General features: G+C 40.4%; 13 protein-coding genes. 6 read left to right on the top strand and 7 right to left on the bottom strand.

Translation table 11 applies throughout. The annotated features are described in order from the left end of the window. The first annotated feature begins 8 nt into the window (after positions 1-8). Together DQQ10_RS07825 and DQQ10_RS07820 are read left to right on the top strand one after the other, a co-directional pair. A complete protein-coding gene (locus DQQ10_RS07825) occupies positions 9-1253 on the top strand; it encodes a hypothetical protein (protein ID WP_112746301.1) in 1245 nt (414 codons plus the stop codon). Between the two features lie 4 nt (positions 1254-1257). Continuing rightward, positions 1258-1809, top strand: a complete 552-nt coding sequence (locus tag DQQ10_RS07820; protein WP_112746300.1) for a hypothetical protein — start codon at positions 1258-1260, stop codon at positions 1807-1809. A 95-nt stretch (positions 1810-1904) separates the two neighbouring features. Here DQQ10_RS07820 and DQQ10_RS07815 read toward each other — a convergent pair whose 3' ends face one another. Genes DQQ10_RS07815 through DQQ10_RS07790 form a run of 6 tightly spaced genes read right to left on the bottom strand, consistent with a single transcriptional unit; the run spans position 1905 to position 11298 of the window. Further along, entirely contained in the window at positions 1905-2999 is a 1095-nt protein-coding gene (locus tag DQQ10_RS07815; RefSeq protein ID WP_112746299.1) for a putative phage abortive infection protein, read from the bottom strand. 15 nt (positions 3000-3014) lie between these two features. Next, complete coding sequence (locus DQQ10_RS07810) at positions 3015-3728, bottom strand: M48 family metallopeptidase (RefSeq protein ID WP_112746298.1); 714 nt, start codon at positions 3726-3728, stop codon at positions 3015-3017. A gap of 2 nt (positions 3729-3730) precedes the next feature. Next, positions 3731-6769, bottom strand: a complete 3039-nt coding sequence (locus DQQ10_RS07805; protein WP_112746297.1) for a type I restriction endonuclease subunit R — start codon at positions 6767-6769, stop codon at positions 3731-3733. 53 nt (positions 6770-6822) lie between these two features. Then, positions 6823-7530, bottom strand: a complete 708-nt coding sequence (locus DQQ10_RS07800) for a hypothetical protein (RefSeq protein ID WP_112746296.1) — start codon at positions 7528-7530, stop codon at positions 6823-6825. A 13-nt stretch (positions 7531-7543) separates the two neighbouring features. Continuing rightward, positions 7544-8860, bottom strand: coding sequence for a restriction endonuclease subunit S (locus DQQ10_RS07795; RefSeq protein WP_112746295.1), 1317 nt, complete (start codon positions 8858-8860; stop codon positions 7544-7546). Beyond that, positions 8851-11298 (bottom strand): type I restriction-modification system subunit M, encoded by a 2448-nt coding sequence (locus DQQ10_RS07790; RefSeq protein ID WP_112746294.1) that lies wholly within the window; start codon positions 11296-11298, stop codon positions 8851-8853. The genes DQQ10_RS07795 and DQQ10_RS07790 overlap by 10 nt, the downstream gene beginning before the upstream one ends. A 170-nt stretch (positions 11299-11468) precedes the next feature. Here DQQ10_RS07790 and DQQ10_RS07785 point away from each other — a divergent pair, with 170 nt between their 5' ends. From DQQ10_RS07785 to DQQ10_RS07770, 4 genes are all read left to right on the top strand, one after another. Then, positions 11469-12677: a ComEC/Rec2 family competence protein gene (locus DQQ10_RS07785; protein WP_112746293.1), complete on the top strand. Its 1209-nt coding sequence runs from the start codon at positions 11469-11471 to the stop codon at positions 12675-12677. A gap of 664 nt (positions 12678-13341) precedes the next feature. Beyond that, on the top strand, positions 13342-14490 hold the full coding sequence (gene nhaA / locus DQQ10_RS07780; RefSeq protein ID WP_112746292.1) for a Na+/H+ antiporter NhaA: 1149 nt from the start codon (positions 13342-13344) through the stop codon (positions 14488-14490). Positions 14491-14559: 69 nt separating this feature from the next. Next, complete coding sequence (locus DQQ10_RS07775; RefSeq protein ID WP_112746291.1) at positions 14560-15894, top strand: TIGR00341 family protein; 1335 nt, start codon at positions 14560-14562, stop codon at positions 15892-15894. Between the two features lie 105 nt (positions 15895-15999). Beyond that, positions 16000-16500 (top strand): DUF305 domain-containing protein, encoded by a 501-nt coding sequence (locus DQQ10_RS07770; RefSeq protein ID WP_317047924.1) that lies wholly within the window; start codon positions 16000-16002, stop codon positions 16498-16500. Between the two features lie 439 nt (positions 16501-16939). Here DQQ10_RS07770 and DQQ10_RS07765 read toward each other — a convergent pair whose 3' ends face one another. Then, positions 16940-17347, bottom strand: a complete 408-nt coding sequence (locus DQQ10_RS07765; protein ID WP_165823848.1) for a response regulator — start codon at positions 17345-17347, stop codon at positions 16940-16942. Positions 17348-17405: the final 58 nt, after the last annotated feature.

The following is a 17405-nucleotide window of genomic DNA, read 5'->3' as shown; positions in this document are numbered from 1 at the left end:
ACTCAGCCATGAAACCAACCGTCTCTTTTCTTTTAGGTTCCGGATTCTCAATTCCTGAAGGCCTTCCCGGGGTGAAAAAACTAAATAGTCGATTATCAAAAATTGACGAATCGGAAATTCTTATCCATACAGATCAGCGTGCACTTTTTTTGCGAGGTCAGAAAGATCCCAACAGATGGTCGAGGGCGGATGAAAGAATGTTCGTACAGGAGTTCCTTGAATTCTATAATGCGGAAGTACTGCGCGGTAAAGCAGAATTTCACTACGAGACGTTCTACGATTTTTACTCAGGTTATCTATATAAGAAGGAGAACAAGGACCTCATTGAAAACTTTTGTGATAACTTCAACAAAAAACATTTTAAAGAAAATTCCCCCTACCAAAGAGATTGCCACAACAGAATAAACGATTTTAACAGAACCTTTAATCAGCTTTTAGCCTCTGAGCTTCATAAAACTCAGTACTTGGAAGATGTAACGACACTAAACTATCCTTTATACGGATCATTTATTGCGATTTTGAAAAAGCTGCTTGAAAATTGTGATATCAAGGTTCATACCTTAAATCATGATCTATTTTTTGACTGGCTTGGCAGACACCATGCTGACCTTTGGGAGCATTTTTCCGATGGATTTCAATTGGAAGGATCTCCCTTTTACGGGACAGTGGAATATGAATTTAATCAAAACACAAACAGACCAAAGGTTAAGAAGAGTTACTATGTCAAACTCGAGTATTTTGCTGATAAGTTTGACAAACCCTTGAGCCTATTTAAGCTTCATGGTAGTGTTTTCAATACAATTATTTATACACCTGAGCCGCAGAAGCGAGTAAGATTAAAAGACAACTATGCTATTCATCAGTATTACATTGAAACCAAGGACGAGAAGACAGGAGAATATAAATTTCAATTTTTATGGGACGAAGTTGCTCCAGATTTTTTAAGTGGAACAACAAACAAAACGCGGTATTATACTAGCGATCCATACTACAAGAATCTGCTCGAGCATTTCGAAAAAAATCTCAAAGCTTCAGAATTTTTAATCGTTGTGGGTTATGGATTTCAAGACCCTGGCATAAACGAATATCTGGAAAAATACTTCTTGTCGCTGGGTAAAAAAATGTTAGTTATTGATCCCCATCGCCCTCAAACAGACTTGCTTGAAAAATATGAGGCATTACATATTGCTAAGGGTGTGACAGAAGTTACTCGTGACGAATATTTGGAAATTATTCCCGCGAATTTAAAATGACACCATGGCAACAAGGACAATAAGAGTTGTGATTGTGTCACCGTCAGATGTTAGCAGAGAACGGGAGCTGCTTCTCAACAACTTGGAGACGAAATTTCGCAGAGACTTATTTGAAGAGATTTCGGATGCAAGAATCATCGTAGAAGGTTGGGAATCGATTCCTCCCCAAGCCGGCTATGGTCAAGACGTTATCAATAAGCTGCTAATTGAACAGGCCGATATTGTGGTTGCAGTGTTCAAACACAAGCTTGGAACACCAACTAAAGACCAAATTAGCGGTGCGGAACGGGCGCCATCGGGAACAGCTGAAGAGGTACTCTATTCCCTCGAAATGTCGCAAAGACGTAAAATGGTGGTAATGGTATATTACTGCAGCTTTCCTCCGGATCTCAGCGATGTGCCAAAAAACGCTGAATGGCTAAGACTTGAGGAATTCAAGAAATCTATCAAGGATAGAGTATTGTATAAGTTGTATGATGATGAAAAATTTTTCCTGGATATTGTGTGTAAAGATATTTGCAAGAATATCCGGCACACATGGCCAAAAAATCCGTGAGCGAAACTTCTTAGTATAAGATTCACAAGATTGCGTTCAAGAACTAACTAACGGCACGCTCCATTATCCCACAACACCCACCCCTATTTCTAACACTAATTTTCGTTCGCTGGGTTGTACCATTCCAGCAACTCACCAAGCTCCTCTTCGACACTCGCATCAGATATCTTTGGATTCTCAATCTTGATTGCTTTTCTGAATCGTTCCACTGGATCCGGCCCAATGTCCGATAGGTAAAGAGGAATATTTTTTACGATTCGGGAAATTAAAAATAGCTTTTCGGTCCACCATAGATCTACAAAGAACGAATTATAATATAAAAGAAGTTGCTCATGATTTGACAATTGAGCACGAAGCGTCTTCATAAATGAGTATGTATCCTCAAGATCTTCCTGTTGATTAATGAACCTAACAGTTTGGTAAAGATGTCGGTAATAATGGCCTAACTTCGAAACATGACCGTCAAATGGGACATAATTGATATCCAAGTCAATTGGGGGATAACTGCTATATATAAGCTTAACATATGAACCATTACCTGACTGTCTCCTGTACTCATTCTGAAGTCTTTTGAGAATATTCCTTGTCTTTATGTAGAATGGTGTATGCACGTTATGTGTATGCATCGTTGCCTTATCGGATTGCTCGCCAACACCAAAGAAAAACATTTTGTAAGCAAATTCGGCCAGCTTTTCCTTGTCGTAACTCAATCGAGCAACTTGCGCGTGCACCTCGCTTCGTGAGTTCCATTTGTCATATTCATGCTCAACGATCCGGTAAACAAATCGGAATTCATCGAATAGATAAATGAAAGCTTTCCGTCCCGAATGCCGACCGGCAATCTCTATCTCACTAACTGTATCATTGTGTAATCGAAGCATTTCATAAAATTTATTTTCGAAACGCTCCACCTTGATATCATACCTCTGCTGTTGATTCGCTTTGTACTGTACCCAAAACGCTAAGAAAGTTAGTGCAGAAGCAAGAAGCGCTACCATCGGTCCAAGCGTACCACCAATTGCATCACCTATTTCATTTGCATCAATTCTGCCTATTGAGAATCCCCAACTATATTGAGTCAGTATCAAAGGAATCCAGCTGATCAGAAAGACTAAACCGCAGAAGCCAGCAAAATACCACCAGAATTCTTTGTCGTACGTCTTAATCTCTTTTAACCTGTTAGACTTCATAGCAATATGTTACTATTAGTAATCCCAATCAACGTGGCTCACTGGTAGCCGATTTAACAATTGCTTTCTCGATTTCCAATCAGGTAGATATTTATCCATATACGCAATGAATCTTGCATTGTGAGCACGCTCGAGAAAATGAACCATTTCATGCACAACAATGTACTCGATACACTCAATTGGTTTCTTTGCTAACTCTAGGTTAAACCAAATTCGACCAGCCCCTCGATTGCATGTACCCCACTTTGTTTTCATCTTCCGAATAGCAAATTCAACAACAATTATATTCATTATTTTTTCATATTGGCTGATCAGTTTCGGTATTAAACCTTTCAATTGTTCACGATACCAAGTCTCGATCAACTCCTTCCGCTTAGCACGGGTTGTTTTTGGTCTCACTTGAAGCACAACCCTATTATGCTTAAGGTAAACACGAGGTTTCGAATTCTCTTCGATGACCGTCAATAGATACCTTTTTCCTAGCAGATACTGGTTTTCTTTTGTTACATAATCTCGTCTCGTTTCTCTTTCAGCCCCTCGTAGTTTTGTTTGCTGTTTTTTTATCCACGATAATTTTGAGATCGCATATATTCTAATCGTATCTAGACTCATTCTCTCCGGTGCAGCAATTCGCACTTTACCATTCGGAGGGTAAACACTCAAATGAATGTTTTTAATGTCCTTAAGTTCCACCTCGATCGTTATATCTCCTAGCTGCACATATTCCATCTTCAGTATTCCGATTGCTTTTTAACAATATCAAAAATCCGCTCAACTTCTGATTCATCTTGGAGTATTGCAAACAAGCCGCCTTTGATGACTAGCTCTTTTGGATCGTGTCCTTTCCAATTATCAGGCTTTAGTTCCATGATTTTCTCGTGAACCCTTAACGCAAGGTCAGCATCTTTTCCGAGATTGTTGTAGAGAGCCTTCTGCCCGGGTGTCTTGATTTTTTCAGGTGTGCCTTCAGATGTACCTCGACTAGCTTTCCCTAACAGTTCAGCAATCTTTCTTAAATACTCTTCGTATGAGATGGCATCCGCCTTTCGCTGCGCAATTATCTCTTTTAAAAGCTTACTCATCTCATTGAAAAAAGCAGGGTCAATGAGATGATCCCTGATAATTTTCTGCCGAACGTTATTTTCTATCGTCTCAGCTACAGCCTCTTTATTTCTTTTGATGTCGTCAGGCAGTCTATCGATCGCGCCATCGACACCAAACTTTGAGATGAGATCGAGCAACGGAATTTCGCCAAATGGCGAGACAATTCGCGGGTCATCGGCTTGTATATAATTGTCAATCAAATGTCGCATGTCGGCCTCATACGCCTTTAAATCTAGAACTTCACCGCTTGCGCGCCTGATTTCTTCGCGGAGTTTCAGGTAATGATCAACCCGCCCTTTAACAAAGTCAATTGCTTCCGGAGTGTATCCAGCATCAGGCATATCAGCAACGATGTTCGCGTAAGCTCTAATCAGGCTAACAGTAGATTTGTATAATGCTGTACGTCTTATTTCGGTTGCTTTTAATTCCTCAGGAATTTCTGTGTTACCGCAGAAATAGTGGATATGTTCAAGAATTCCCTTTGGCGGCAAAACCGGTTCGCATATAAGTGCTATTTCTTCTAAAGCAGCATCTAATTTTTCGCGGCCTTTTTCGAGACGGCTCTGCATTAGCACATCGCAATCAGACTTTTCAAAGGTGTCATACTCCAACTCAGACGTGTACACGCTGATTGCGCCCTTTACGCTATCGAAAAGATTTTTATAGTCGACTATATATCCGAATTGCTTGCTATCACCGTCAAGGCGATTGACTCGGCAAATTGCCTGGAATAATCCGTGGTCCTGCATGTTTTTATCGATATACAGGTAGGTACACGATGGAGCGTCAAAGCCTGTCAAAAGTTTGTCGACTACGATAAGCAATTTCATCTTCGCGGGCGTCTTTATAAACGCTTCCTTAGCCTTGTCCACGTATTTCTCATTGTCACTGCTATATCCGGTAAGGATTCCTTCGTAGACGCGTTCGATCAACTCTTTATCAGTCTCAGTCGTTTCGCCTGTGTCTTCCATCACGATATTTTTTATTGACTGATTGTAGGAAGTAATTACGGCACACTTATTTCGAAATTCGGTTTGCTGAAACAATTCAAAATATTTGCAAGCTTCATAAATACTACCGGCTACCAATATCGCATTGCCGGTTTCACTGTTTAAGCGTGGCTTCGTGTTGAAGTCGAGAACAATGTCAGTCACTATTCGGTCCATTCTATTTCTAGAACTAAGAACTCTCTGCATCGTTCCCCACTTTTGCTTAATAGATGACTTTTGGAAGTCGTTTAAACCTCGGGTTTTGGATTCAAACCAAGCATCAATTCGTTCTGGTGACGAGATACGTTGATCAATATCGCGGGCCTCATAGACAAGATCAAGAACAACTCCGTCTGTTACCGCCTCGTTGAATTTGTATGTATGAATGTACTTGCCAAACACCTCAAGAGTAGTCTGTCTGTCTTTTTGTAAAAGTGGTGTTCCAGTAAACCCAATAAAGATTGCATCAGTAAGGATTTTCTTCATGGTTTTGTGAAGCTTACCACTTTGCGTGCGGTGACATTCATCCACGAAAACGAAAATTTCACCGACTGTTTTGATTGGATTGGCTTCCAAATCCTTGATGAATTCATCGAAGTCCTCAACGTCTTTCCGTCCGAATTTATGAACTAGCGAGCACAATAAGCGTGGCTTCGCCTGACCAAGCTGTTTCAATAGATCTTTTCCACTTCTTGTACGATGAATTTCCTCGCCAACGTCTTGAAATACACGTTTAATTTGTTTGTCAAGCTCTTCTCGGTCTGTAACTATTGCCACGCGTGCATTTGGATTGTTCTCCAAGATCCACTTTGCAAGTAATACCATGACAATACTTTTTCCACTTCCCTGGGTATGCCAAATAATCCCTCCTTCTTTTCTCCTAATGAATCGTTGAGCTTCTTTAATTCCGAAGTACTGGTGAGGACGCGGTAGTTTCTTAACCCCACCATCGAATACGACAAAATCATAAATAACTTCAAGCAACCGCTTTTTATCACAAATCTTTACCAGGTACTTGTCAAGCTTTAGTTGTTTATTTTCAAGCTCGTCTTCTTTCCATGGAAGAAAATATTTTTCTTTCGTCTCAATCGTGCCGTAGCGCAACCCTTCGGTATCATTACCAGCAAACACAAACTGAATTGTATTGAAGAAGGGCTCTATAAATTCCTTCTGTTGATTTACGATACTTTGTCGTATGCCATCAGCAACGGACTTAACGCTCCGCTTAAGTTCTAGAACAGCAAGTGCAATACCATTGACATACAATACTATATCTGGGCGCTTGTCTCTTTCACCTTGTACCGTCACTTCCTCCGCAAGATAGAAGTCATTTTTATCTGGGTGTTCCCAGTCGATGAAGTGAATTCGTTCGTTTCTGTCACCTGCGTCTTCTTTCACTTCAATACCATACCGAAGCTTGCTGTAAACATTCCGATTGTTTGTATACAAGTCAAGCTGATAATTAACCGATACCTTTTTCAACTCAGAAATCGCCTTGCTAATCAGCGCTGGCTTATACTTTCTTTTTCGAAGGTAGGTCTGTAATAATGATTCTTCAATGTTGCTATTATTCGGCCGTTCTTCCCAATTACCGAGGTATTCATATCCCAGGACATCCTCGAAAAGCTTTCGGATCCGATATTGGGTTTTATGTTCACGTTGGCCGACTTCATCCATGTCGTTAGGGTTTTCTTTTAATCTATATCATATTTATATCCTCATCCATTTTTTCAACAGCCAGATTTGCGTGTAACAGTAGGGGAGGAAAGAAGTTTTATATCACTCAAAACGAAAGTGTGCGATCTCTTGCGGATAATCTCGAGCGTGACGGACATCTCTTTTTCGGTTAGGTTAACCGGATACTTCCCCTTAACCTTGGAAGACACTTTGTCGCGAATAACTTTAGGCAATTCATCAAAGTCAATACATACTCTTTGTTCATTCACTAGTGGCAAGAATGAGTTCAATCTGCCCAAACGTGCTTCATAGCTGTGAGTAACCGAATCGTGATAACCGTCAAACGGGAATTTAAAGTGGCGTTTCCATGCATCTGGCTCATCCTTCTTAACACTTTTAAAAGACACAGGAAGGGACAAATGTGGCATTTGCGCCCATTGATGAATCTGGCCGATTTCGAAAACGGTATCGACACATAGTACGCCATCGTTAGCCTTGTCACCCGAACAAAAGATCAACCACGATCCAACTTGGAGATAGTTCTCCGAAGGCTGCCTGCGCAATTGGGATGCATGGCAGTAAGAATATATCCAACCATTTCGAAATACATACGGATCCTCGTTACCATTGCCAACCGCGTCAACCCAAATAGTTCCAAGCCAATTACGTTTGATTTTACCACCTACCAGGCTCGTTGCACTTACGCGAACCGGATCTCTTGCGTTGTCTGGATGGAAAATTATATAGTTGGCCCTGTTCATGCAACAGTTGGTCTTACACTAGACGGATCTTAGCAGATAGCAAATTTTGCATTAGCCCCTGCACTAACTCACGTTGCTTTTTCAGCTTATGCTCAAGGGAGAGTAGCTCACTATCCATACTCCTCAAAACATTTACGATATAGCGCTGCTCCTCGATGTCAGACGGAAAATAAATCGGTAGTTTTTTGGCAATACTGGCTGTATAACTTTGTTGTTTGGTACCTTGACAATATTTAAACGCCAGGACGTCACCGTATAGTAAGTAGAAATAAAATAAATATTCAGTCAGTAGTTTCGTCTGGTCAGGAAATAAGGCCATACATGACTGATTTGTGGTGGCTTCGATTCCCGTAATAGCACAACTTCCTCTTGTGCCCTGCGCTTCCAGACCAGTAATTGCAAATAGAAAAGTCCCTTTGGGCAAAATTCGCAAATTTGTTTTAATCATAGCCTCCTCGGAGATTTTCTCTGCGGTATCCATAATGACGTTATAATTTAATTCACCACTTGTGATCCAAGGTATATTTCCTTGGTAAAACCTTTTGACCTCGCGGTAGGGAGTTTGTCCGCTCGAAAATCCCGACATCACGTCGCAAAAATTACATGAAATCCAATCGCTTGGTATCAATGCTAATTCAGTTTTTTTAACGCCACGCTCCCCTTGAAACTTCTCGGGTCTGATTTTACCCGTTAAAAGCGCTTGAATAGTACCAAGTCGAATATTTTTCTTTTTAACTATAAGTTGCTCTAGTGAACTTATAATCTGCCAACCATCAGAAAGCGCGGTTGCGATGGCCATCTGTTCTTTTTTGCTTTGCGGAAAAGCAATTTTTACCTGACCGAGTAATCGTCCGTTTGTCAGCGCCCTTGTTGTGTATGTGGCTTTTGAAATTATATCTCTTCTGACAAGACGTGTTGAAAAGCAATATTGTTTGAACTCGTCAATTAAAATCTGATTCTTCGGCCTTGCTCTAAGTACAAAACCACTAAAGACGGTATCTGTTAGATTATCTAAAACGACACATGAAAGCCCTATTTCTTCAACCACCTCAGATGTTCTTGTAAAAAGCACATCTCCTTTTTTTACATCATAAGCATCGATCTCTTTCTTTGTTAAAAAAACTTTGCCCTTAATATCTTTTGCCAACAATCCACGGTTCTTGTAAACATCCATGTAGTTGATGATTGGCGTGCCATAACCAAAATATTTTCTTTCTTTGTTCAGTCCATTCTTAAACTCAAATAGTTCACCAATAGACACAACTTGCCAACCAGGTGGAAGAACATGCGTGTTGGTGGCGTTATCAACTTCATTCGCTATTAATTCCATCTGAAGCCAATTTCATTAAGGTGACTATAAACTTTACTCTCAAATTCGATAACCTCATGGAGTAACTCAGGCATCGGCCTCTCATAACGTAGAGATAGTTCTTTAATCCGTACAGATAGTCTTTCGCTAATCCTTTGCATTTCTCCTTGTATTGCTAAGTATATACTTGCCATCCATTTATCTTCTATCACCAAAACCTTGATGTCATCAACGTTTAGCTTTGCATATTTACCCCACAATTGGTTTTCTAGGTCCTGTAGCTTTTCTTTGATGGCCTTTTCCAGAGATACTTTTTCATCGATAATTTCCATAGAGCTTTCTAGTATCTGCTGTTCCTCTTGATGTTCTTGAGAGCCTTTTATCTCTTTAATTCGTCTTTGTATGTTAATTTTTGTAAACTTTTCTATATCAAGAACCAACCCACCTTCCACGTTATTCTCATCCTCCATTTCTTTCAATTTGGCGTTCAGCAGATCGCGTTTACCCCGTAGATCTTCGATTGTTGAGTATTCCCTTTGAAAAAATTTTGCAATCAATAGCTCTGGCCTTACAAGCTTACTTTCCATTCCGCTAATGCCTTCAATCTCTTTACTTTTAATTTTTCCGTTCTTATCCTTTGTCTCCTTGATTATTCGATAAACTTGTCCCCCAACTTTCCATCCATCGATAGCGATCTCATATACATCATCCTGCATCGTTTCTAACCAATATGTCATCAATTGTTGATATACATCATACTTATCAATCAGAGTAAGATTATCAAATGTATCGAGTAGGTCTTCACTTAATTCATGAATCAATTTTTTTGGCTTAACGCCAGTCCTGATATTTTTTAGTTTTTCTACACTTCTTGCTCTCCATCGATTGAACAATGAAGTGACCTTTTTTGAGTATGCAGTGAATTCGGGATGGGAAAAGATAGTTGCCTTTATATCTTCAGGCGCGACATTTAGTTGGCTATAGTTTTTGCGCTTTGTTGTACTGAATAAAATGCCTTTAAGCGATGGGTAAACCTTCCAATAAACATCAAGCGCGTCAATATCAGCATTCGGAATTCCGCCCAGCAAGTGCGCTTCTATGTCATGAATATCTTCTTGTTCCTGACTGTCGATGTATCTTGGGATGTTTAGGTTGTAATCGTTTTTCTCGTTACCGATTTCTTTCCATGGAACCATGCGAGAGTATCCCGGTAAAGGCAATTGTTTATTAAACACGTCAACTATTTTATGGATATCTTGTTCTCGCAGTCTGTTCTTGTTTCCGTCTTTCACAAACCCTTTGCTTGCGTCAATCATGAAAATACCTTTTCTACTTTCAGTATCTTCTTTATCCAAGACGATAAGACACGCAGGAATACCAGTTCCATAGAATAAGTTAGCAGGCAACCCAATGATGCCTTTGATTAAACGTTGCTTTATAATGTTTTTTCGAATTTCTGCTTCTGCGTTTCCTCTGAACAACACACCGTGTGGAAGAATCACTGCCCCCTTTCCTTTGCTTTTCATTGATCTGATTATGTGCAACAGAAAAGCGTAGTCGCCATTCTTCTCTGGTGGAATTCCATAATCCTGAAACCGACGATGAGGATCATTCACAGGATCTACACCACTGCTCCAAGATTTAGTGCTGAATGGAGGATTTGCAACGACAAAGTCGAATTGAGTTGCCAGTCCTTTTCCATCAATAAAAAGCGGATTTGAAAGAGTGCTATTCCCATTACAGCGAATATCCATTGTTGGATAGTTATGGAGAATCATGTTCATACGACTCAACGATGCAGTCGATACGTCTTTTTCTTGCCCGTAAATATCAACCTGTCTTTCTGTTTCAGCAGCCACTCGGAGAAGCAGCGATCCAGATCCGCACGTGGGATCGTACACGGTAGCGCGAGAGGAAATATTAGAGATGCCGATAATCTTCGCAATAACACGGCTCACTTCTGCCGGTGTATAAAATTGACCTTTGCTTTTACCACTTTCTGTAGCGAAATGACGCATCAAGTACTCATACGCATCACCTAAGATGTCATCACCCTCAGCGCGATTTTTAGCAAAATCTAATTCAGGGTTCTCGAATATGGCGATTAGGTTAGAAAGTCGTTTTACTTTTTCATCACCACTTCCAAGTTTATCAGGATTATCAAAATCAACATCGATTTTACCAAGTGACCGATTTTTATCCTCGATCGGTTGTATGATTTTTTTATTGATATCCTCACCAATTGAAGGTTTTCCCTTCAACGCCACCATGTCCTTAAAACTTGCTCCTTTGGGAACGACTATGGGAGCATATGGAACACCAGCGTATTTATCGCTGATATATTTTATAAACAGCATCACCAAAACATAGTCCTTGTACTGGCTTGCGTCCATTCCTCCCCGCAGTTCATCACAGCTTGCCCAAAGAGAGGAGTATAGTTCTGATTTCTTGATAGCCATAGGGGATTTGGAGTATAAACAAAATAGCAATTTTAAGCAATCTTTCAATTGAATTGGGTGCGAGACGCCCAATTAACTTGCAATTGTTTTGACTTTCAATAACTTAGATATTCAGTTCCTTGCAACCATTATGTTGAGCCCGCCTGGAACAAGTTTCAAATGAGTTATTTATGCTGATGCCTTATTATTATTCTCAGGAAGACCTATTGTTCTATGTAGAAAAGTTTGACAAGCAAAGTCGGGTTGTATTGATCGATTTCTTCGATTCCAACGAATTCGGAACATTCAATGAAATGGCGCAACTCAACTATAACTGGGAGAAACGGCCAACAATGATTGAGATTCGTAACTACCCAGGTAGAAGTTTACGAGAAGGGGTCACCTATAGAGTTACCCGGGAAACCGTCTTGCGACTAATTCCACGACTTCAAACGGTTGAGGAGTCGCTAGTGATTGGGTTTCGAATTGAACTTAATTTTGAGGATGGAGAGGTGTTTGGGCTATCAAAAACGTTCAATATTGGAGAACAATTTTGGAAATGGCCCTTTACCCATGCAGAGACCGAGCCTGATCAACAATTGCCCTTATCATCGGAAAAGGTGATTGTTCGTAACATCGGCCAAGGAAGTTGGAACGAAATTACTGCGGAGGGAGATGTTAAATTAATCTTCGATATCGGAACACTATGGAGTACGAAAGCAAGCGAGATTGTTCGCCTTATTGGAAATAGAAACATCGAATATCAACGATGCAAACCATCCCTCATTCTGTCGCATTGGGACGTTGACCATTATCACTTTCTGCTTGGTTTGGAGGACGCAACAATTACATCCTTCTTTCGGTTTATTACCAGAGCTCATCCGCCAACGCTAACAGCGCGAAAAGCCGCAGGTCGATTTCGGATATTGAATCCTACCGCGTTAATTGAACTTGCGCCATTGCCACCGCCACCAACCTTACGAAACAGCACTGCCTTAGGATATTCGTATTTAACTGCAAGCCGCGACTATATTTTATTTAATAGCTGCAAAAATCCCTCAAGAAATAAATGCGCATTGGGCTTAGCGATAAGAAAGAATGATAAGGCCGTAATATTCAGTGGTGACTATGACTATTCGCAAGTAAGTGATCACATTCTTCCATTGTTAAACTTTAAGTGTGATCATTATTTAATTGTTCCGCATCACGGAGGTAAAGCAGGAAGTTTTGTATACAAGCATAGTTCGAAGAACAGATTGCAAGAAGCGGTCATCTCTGTCGGGAAGAACCCGTACAAACCACCGCATCCTCATAGCGGCAATATCAATGATTTGCGCTCAATTGGATTTAAAGTGATTCGTACAGATTATAAGGGCAGCGATCATGTCATTCCGCTTTAGTTAACGAATTGATTTTCGTAACTTACTCCCACATTACGAATTGAACTAAACGAATCTATTTGTAAAGGTGGGAATTCGGGAAAGAGAATAACTATCGGTTACAAAAAATTGATATCCAACGAGTAGGCTAAGAGTTCAGACTCCCTCCTCCTCTGCGAGAAATCATCCAAAATCACATAAAAACCTTCATTCTGAATTGCGAATGAAGGTTTTTTGCTTTTAGAATGGTTGAATTTGAATGTTTTGATGGTTTTTGAGGGTTCGAATCCCTTCCATTCCCAAGTTCTCCGCCAGGATCAATTCAATTTACTGGATATCAAATCGTTATCGCAAAAAGGACACAAACTCGGAGGGAAATGAACCTATGGGTTTTCAACCCTTATGAGCTGATATTGCCGCCTATAGTATCATAAAAATGCTAGAACCGGTGAGCAAACTGGTGAGTATAAAAACGTTAAAATTTACTCACCACTTTTCTACGACAGGCCGGTAATCAGCCGCCATTATATAGGCCAGAATGTACTGGATATTTACAGTGGGCGACATGTTTACTTGAATCGTTTCACCATTCTGACTTGTCCTCTGAGCACAGATTGCATACCAGTTGTGGTTTAATAAAAATTATCTTTGTCAAACTGTGTTTTCTAAACCGCCATTGACACTAATGAAACTCACGAAGCTATTCAACGATTTTTTTCACAGCGAGAAGTCTGGAGGGATCATCCTAATCATATGCACGATTATTTCATTAGTGCTGGCTAACGCTGCACTAGGTCCTCAATACGCTTCAATATGGAATTACGAGGTTGGAAGTCATTCAGTGACGCATTGGATCAACGATGGACTGATGGCCATTTTCTTCTTGCTGATTGGGCTGGAATTGGAACGAGAAATTTATATCGGCGAACTCTCTGACATTAAAAACTCATTACTTCCGATCATTGCTGCGCTTGGTGGGATGCTGGTACCTGCGGGCTTTCATCTGATGTTCAATTTCGGAACTGACACGCAAGCTGGAGCCGGGATACCAATGGCCACAGACATAGCGTTTGCGTTGGGTGTGCTATCACTGCTCGGCAGCCGCGTTCCTGTGTCATTAAAAATTTTTCTAACTGCACTCGCGGTAATCGATGATCTGGGCGCCATTCTGGTGATTGCAATTTTCTATTCCGGCACAATTAGTTGGATGAGCCTTGGAATAGCGATAGCGATTTTCATTTTCCTTCTGATCCTTAACAGACTTCGTGTTCATAATCTGATTCCATATCTCCTTGCGGGAGTTGCCATGTGGTATTTCATGTTGCACTCTGGAATACATGCTACGATCACCGGAGTGCTGCTAGCGTTCGCTATCCCATTCGGCAACGGTGACGAGAAGTCTCCCTCATATATCCTGCAGCATGTGCTACATAAACCTGTCGCGTTTTTTATCCTTCCGATCTTTGCGCTGGCCAACACGAGTATTGCGATCAATGCACACTGGTATCAATCGCTTATTCACGTAAATGCGTATGGAATTTTCGTAGGACTTGTTTTTGGGAAGCCGATAGGTATTTCATTGTTCTCATATTTGTCGGTGAAACTGAAAGCCACACAATTACCTGCGGGATTGACTTTCAAGCAAATTATCGGAGCAGGCTTTCTTGGCGGAATAGGATTTACAATGTCCATCTTTATAACATTACTCGCATTTAATAGCGGAAAGTTTGTAGAACAGTCGAAAATTGTAGTAATGCTATCTTCCCTTATTGCCGGAATAATTGGGTTTGTAATCTTAAAAGTCAGTTTGCGGCCGGCCGATAGTCGTATGTAATAAGCCTTTGATCCTTGAGATTTACAACGATGCAAGAACCTCATGTATCTTTAAATAAATGTAATCGTCATGGTGAAAAAGCTGCTGAGGTTTCTGGATGTAAAAAGCGATCTTGATAATGTCGATGAAATTCATAAGACTATCCGGGATGGTATCATCTTCAAAGGCACGAATCTCTGGATTCTTGTCTTTGCAATTATCATTGCGTCGGTTGGCTTAAATACAAATTCCACCGCTGTCATTATCGGGGCCATGTTGATTTCTCCGCTGATGGGCCCCATCAATGGAATGGGGTATTCAATAGCAACTTATGATTTTACGCTCTTCAGACGCGCCTTGAAAAATTTCCTATTTGCAGTAGGAGCAAGTCTGGCTGCGTCTACACTATATTTTCTCGTTACACCTATATCAACTGCGCATTCTGAGCTACTTGCACGGACAAGTCCGACAATCTATGACGTGCTTATTGCCTTGTTTGGAGGGCTAGCCGGAATCCTGGCGATTAGTAGTCGCCATAAAGGAAATGTGATTCCGGGAGTTGCCATTGCGACGGCATTAATGCCTCCGCTTTGCACTGCAGGCTTTGGACTCGCTACAGGTCAATTCACATTTTTCTTCGGAGCATTTTATCTTTTTACAATCAACACGGTCTTTATTGGAATCTCGTCAGTTTTATTTTCCCAGTTTCTCAGCTTTCCAATCAGAACACTTGTCGAAAATTCACATAAACGAAAAGTTAATCGGTGGATCACGGCCGTGATTGTTGTGACAATCGTTCCAAGTTTATACTTCGGCTATTTACTCGTTGAAAAAGAAAGATTCAGTGAAAAGGCATCGCGCTTCATCAACACGATCGGAGCTGTTGATGGAAGTTATCTTTTGCGTCACAAAGTCAATGTGAAAAATCAAGAAATCAAACTTGTCTATGGTGGAAATACGCTCAGTGATAAAGGCAAAAGCTCCATTCTTGAACGCGCAAGCCTTCAAGGGTTAGATTCTACTCAACTCGTTTTTGAGCAAGGGTTTTCTTTTAGCGAAGTGAACAGAGGGATATCACAAGTTGACAATACATTACGGGGCGAGTTAAACAGGATAAACGCACTCTTGCAGAAATCCGAGAGTCGACAAGACAGCATTCGCTCAATTCCTTTAGAGGGCAAGCAAATCCTTCGTGAATTACAAAATCTATATCCGGAAGTCTCTTCGCTCGCGCTTAGTCATTCGATTGAATACTTTACAAAAAAAGATTCGGCGGTGATTAAGTTTGATTCAACTAAGATCATGGTAGTGAATCTTTCTTCACGCATTGACTTAAGAGAGGCAGATAAATCTAAAATTAAATCTTGGCTTAAAGCCCGACTACATACCTCGCGTGAAGTTAGGTTAATTGCTAACGAGAAATGAGTGCATAATTAGCTCATAAGCAAAATCAAAAGAGCTGCTGCATTTATTGCCCAGAATACAATTGCTCTGCTCGCCATTAAAACATATGGCGAACAACCGAACCGTATGGATGGCATGACAATTTCGCCTTCCTCGAAAAAGCCGATGGAATACAAGAAGCTTGCCGTCACCTCATCCATATCAGCAGTGATCATGTACGTGGTAATGTTCCTGAATGTTACCTCTTTCGATCATGCATATTTTAGTCTGACTCGTCTATACATGACGATTCTTATGGTCGCTCCAATGACTATCGTCATGATGTTGATAATGAAAGGAATGTATAAGAACAGGAAGATGAACTTTATTATCACCCTTCCCAGCCTTGCCTTATTCGTACTGACGTTGGTGTTGTTAAGGACGCAAACACTTGTCGGCGATGAACAATATATGAAGGCAATGATTCCTCATCATTCCTCAGCGATATTAACTAGCAAGAATGCAAAAATTGCAGATCCGGAGGTTAAAAAACTCTCGCAGCAGATCATAACATCCCAGCAGCAAGAAATTGAGCAAATGAAATCCATTCTTAAACGGATGGATACTGCCAAGTTGAATGACCGTTGAAGAGAGCGAAAGGACTTAGCTCGATCTTTCCTGGTAATATTGTGAATCATTTTGCACAGATTGTATGCTATTTTCGAAGCAAATTAGCACCATGATCAAATTTCCCGTCCCCTTAAAATCAAAGTTAAATAACCGACTGAAAGAGAACGCTGTTTTGATGATAACCTTCTTGTTGATCGGAATTGCTACGCTACTTTTCTCTCGAAATTGAAGTCACCATTTACCTAGGTCATAATTTTAATATGGATTTTAGATAAATTTAATCTCGTTAGGACTATCAATTGTATACTTTTGGCGCGGAAAAAAATTGACAATATAAAATAGGTTATAGCTTACAGGATTTCCTATTTGACCCATTCATGTATGAGTGGGTCTATTTTTTTTAAGAAAGGGCTCAGAATGAAATCTGAGCCTTTCAACCATAGACAGCCAACAAATTCTAGTTTGGAAGTATTCCCGCCATCTGATCTGTAAAATACAACGTCAACATGTTACAAATGCCATTGAACTGGTATGGTCGGAAATAAATTGCATGAGCACCTAGTTCCTTTAATTCGAGTATTTCATTCGGTCGAGGAGAAGTACAATGAATAATTACAGCAATATCTTTTAATGTCTCGTGCTGTTTAATCTCTTTAAGGAATTCCTTTCCGCTCATGCCAGGAATATTGAGTTCAACAAAAATGTAAGATGGAACAAGCCGCTCTTCGAGCAACATAAATAACGCTTCGCTGGCAGTAGATGCCATGAAACAGAATGTTGTCGGAGAAATATATTCCATTGCATCAGAAAATACATTTCGATTCCTGATGTCATTATCGATAAACAAACAACACTTCGAAGACATGTCCACCATCGCGATTTTTGTTATGCTTATCGAATTAACGGATTTACCGTGTGTGATG

The organism is Pseudochryseolinea flava (assembly GCF_003286915.1).
Lineage (GTDB): Bacteria > Bacteroidota > Bacteroidia > Cytophagales > Cyclobacteriaceae > Ohtaekwangia > Ohtaekwangia flava.
This window is presented reverse-complemented; position numbering and strand designations above follow the sequence as displayed.

Coding starts and splice junctions, on each gene's coding strand:
- DQQ10_RS07815 (WP_112746299.1), bottom strand. CDS start 2,999: ATGAAGTCTAACAGGTTAAAAGAGATTAAGACGTACGACAAAGAATTC.
- DQQ10_RS07785 (WP_112746293.1), top strand. CDS start 11,469: ATGCTGATGCCTTATTATTATTCTCAGGAAGACCTATTGTTCTATGTA.
- nhaA (WP_112746292.1), top strand. CDS start 13,342: ATGAAACTCACGAAGCTATTCAACGATTTTTTTCACAGCGAGAAGTCT.
- DQQ10_RS07820 (WP_112746300.1), top strand. CDS start 1,258: ATGGCAACAAGGACAATAAGAGTTGTGATTGTGTCACCGTCAGATGTT.
- DQQ10_RS07765 (WP_165823848.1), bottom strand. CDS start 17,347: ATGTCTTCGAAGTGTTGTTTGTTTATCGATAATGACATCAGGAATCGA.
- DQQ10_RS07795 (WP_112746295.1), bottom strand. CDS start 8,860: ATGGAATTAATAGCGAATGAAGTTGATAACGCCACCAACACGCATGTT.
- DQQ10_RS07775 (WP_112746291.1), top strand. CDS start 14,560: ATGGTGAAAAAGCTGCTGAGGTTTCTGGATGTAAAAAGCGATCTTGAT.
- DQQ10_RS07790 (WP_112746294.1), bottom strand. CDS start 11,298: ATGGCTATCAAGAAATCAGAACTATACTCCTCTCTTTGGGCAAGCTGT.
- DQQ10_RS07825 (WP_112746301.1), top strand. CDS start 9: ATGAAACCAACCGTCTCTTTTCTTTTAGGTTCCGGATTCTCAATTCCT.
- DQQ10_RS07810 (WP_112746298.1), bottom strand. CDS start 3,728: ATGGAATATGTGCAGCTAGGAGATATAACGATCGAGGTGGAACTTAAG.
- DQQ10_RS07800 (WP_112746296.1), bottom strand. CDS start 7,530: ATGAACAGGGCCAACTATATAATTTTCCATCCAGACAACGCAAGAGAT.
- DQQ10_RS07770 (WP_317047924.1), top strand. CDS start 16,000: ATGGATGGCATGACAATTTCGCCTTCCTCGAAAAAGCCGATGGAATAC.
- DQQ10_RS07805 (WP_112746297.1), bottom strand. CDS start 6,769: ATGGATGAAGTCGGCCAACGTGAACATAAAACCCAATATCGGATCCGA.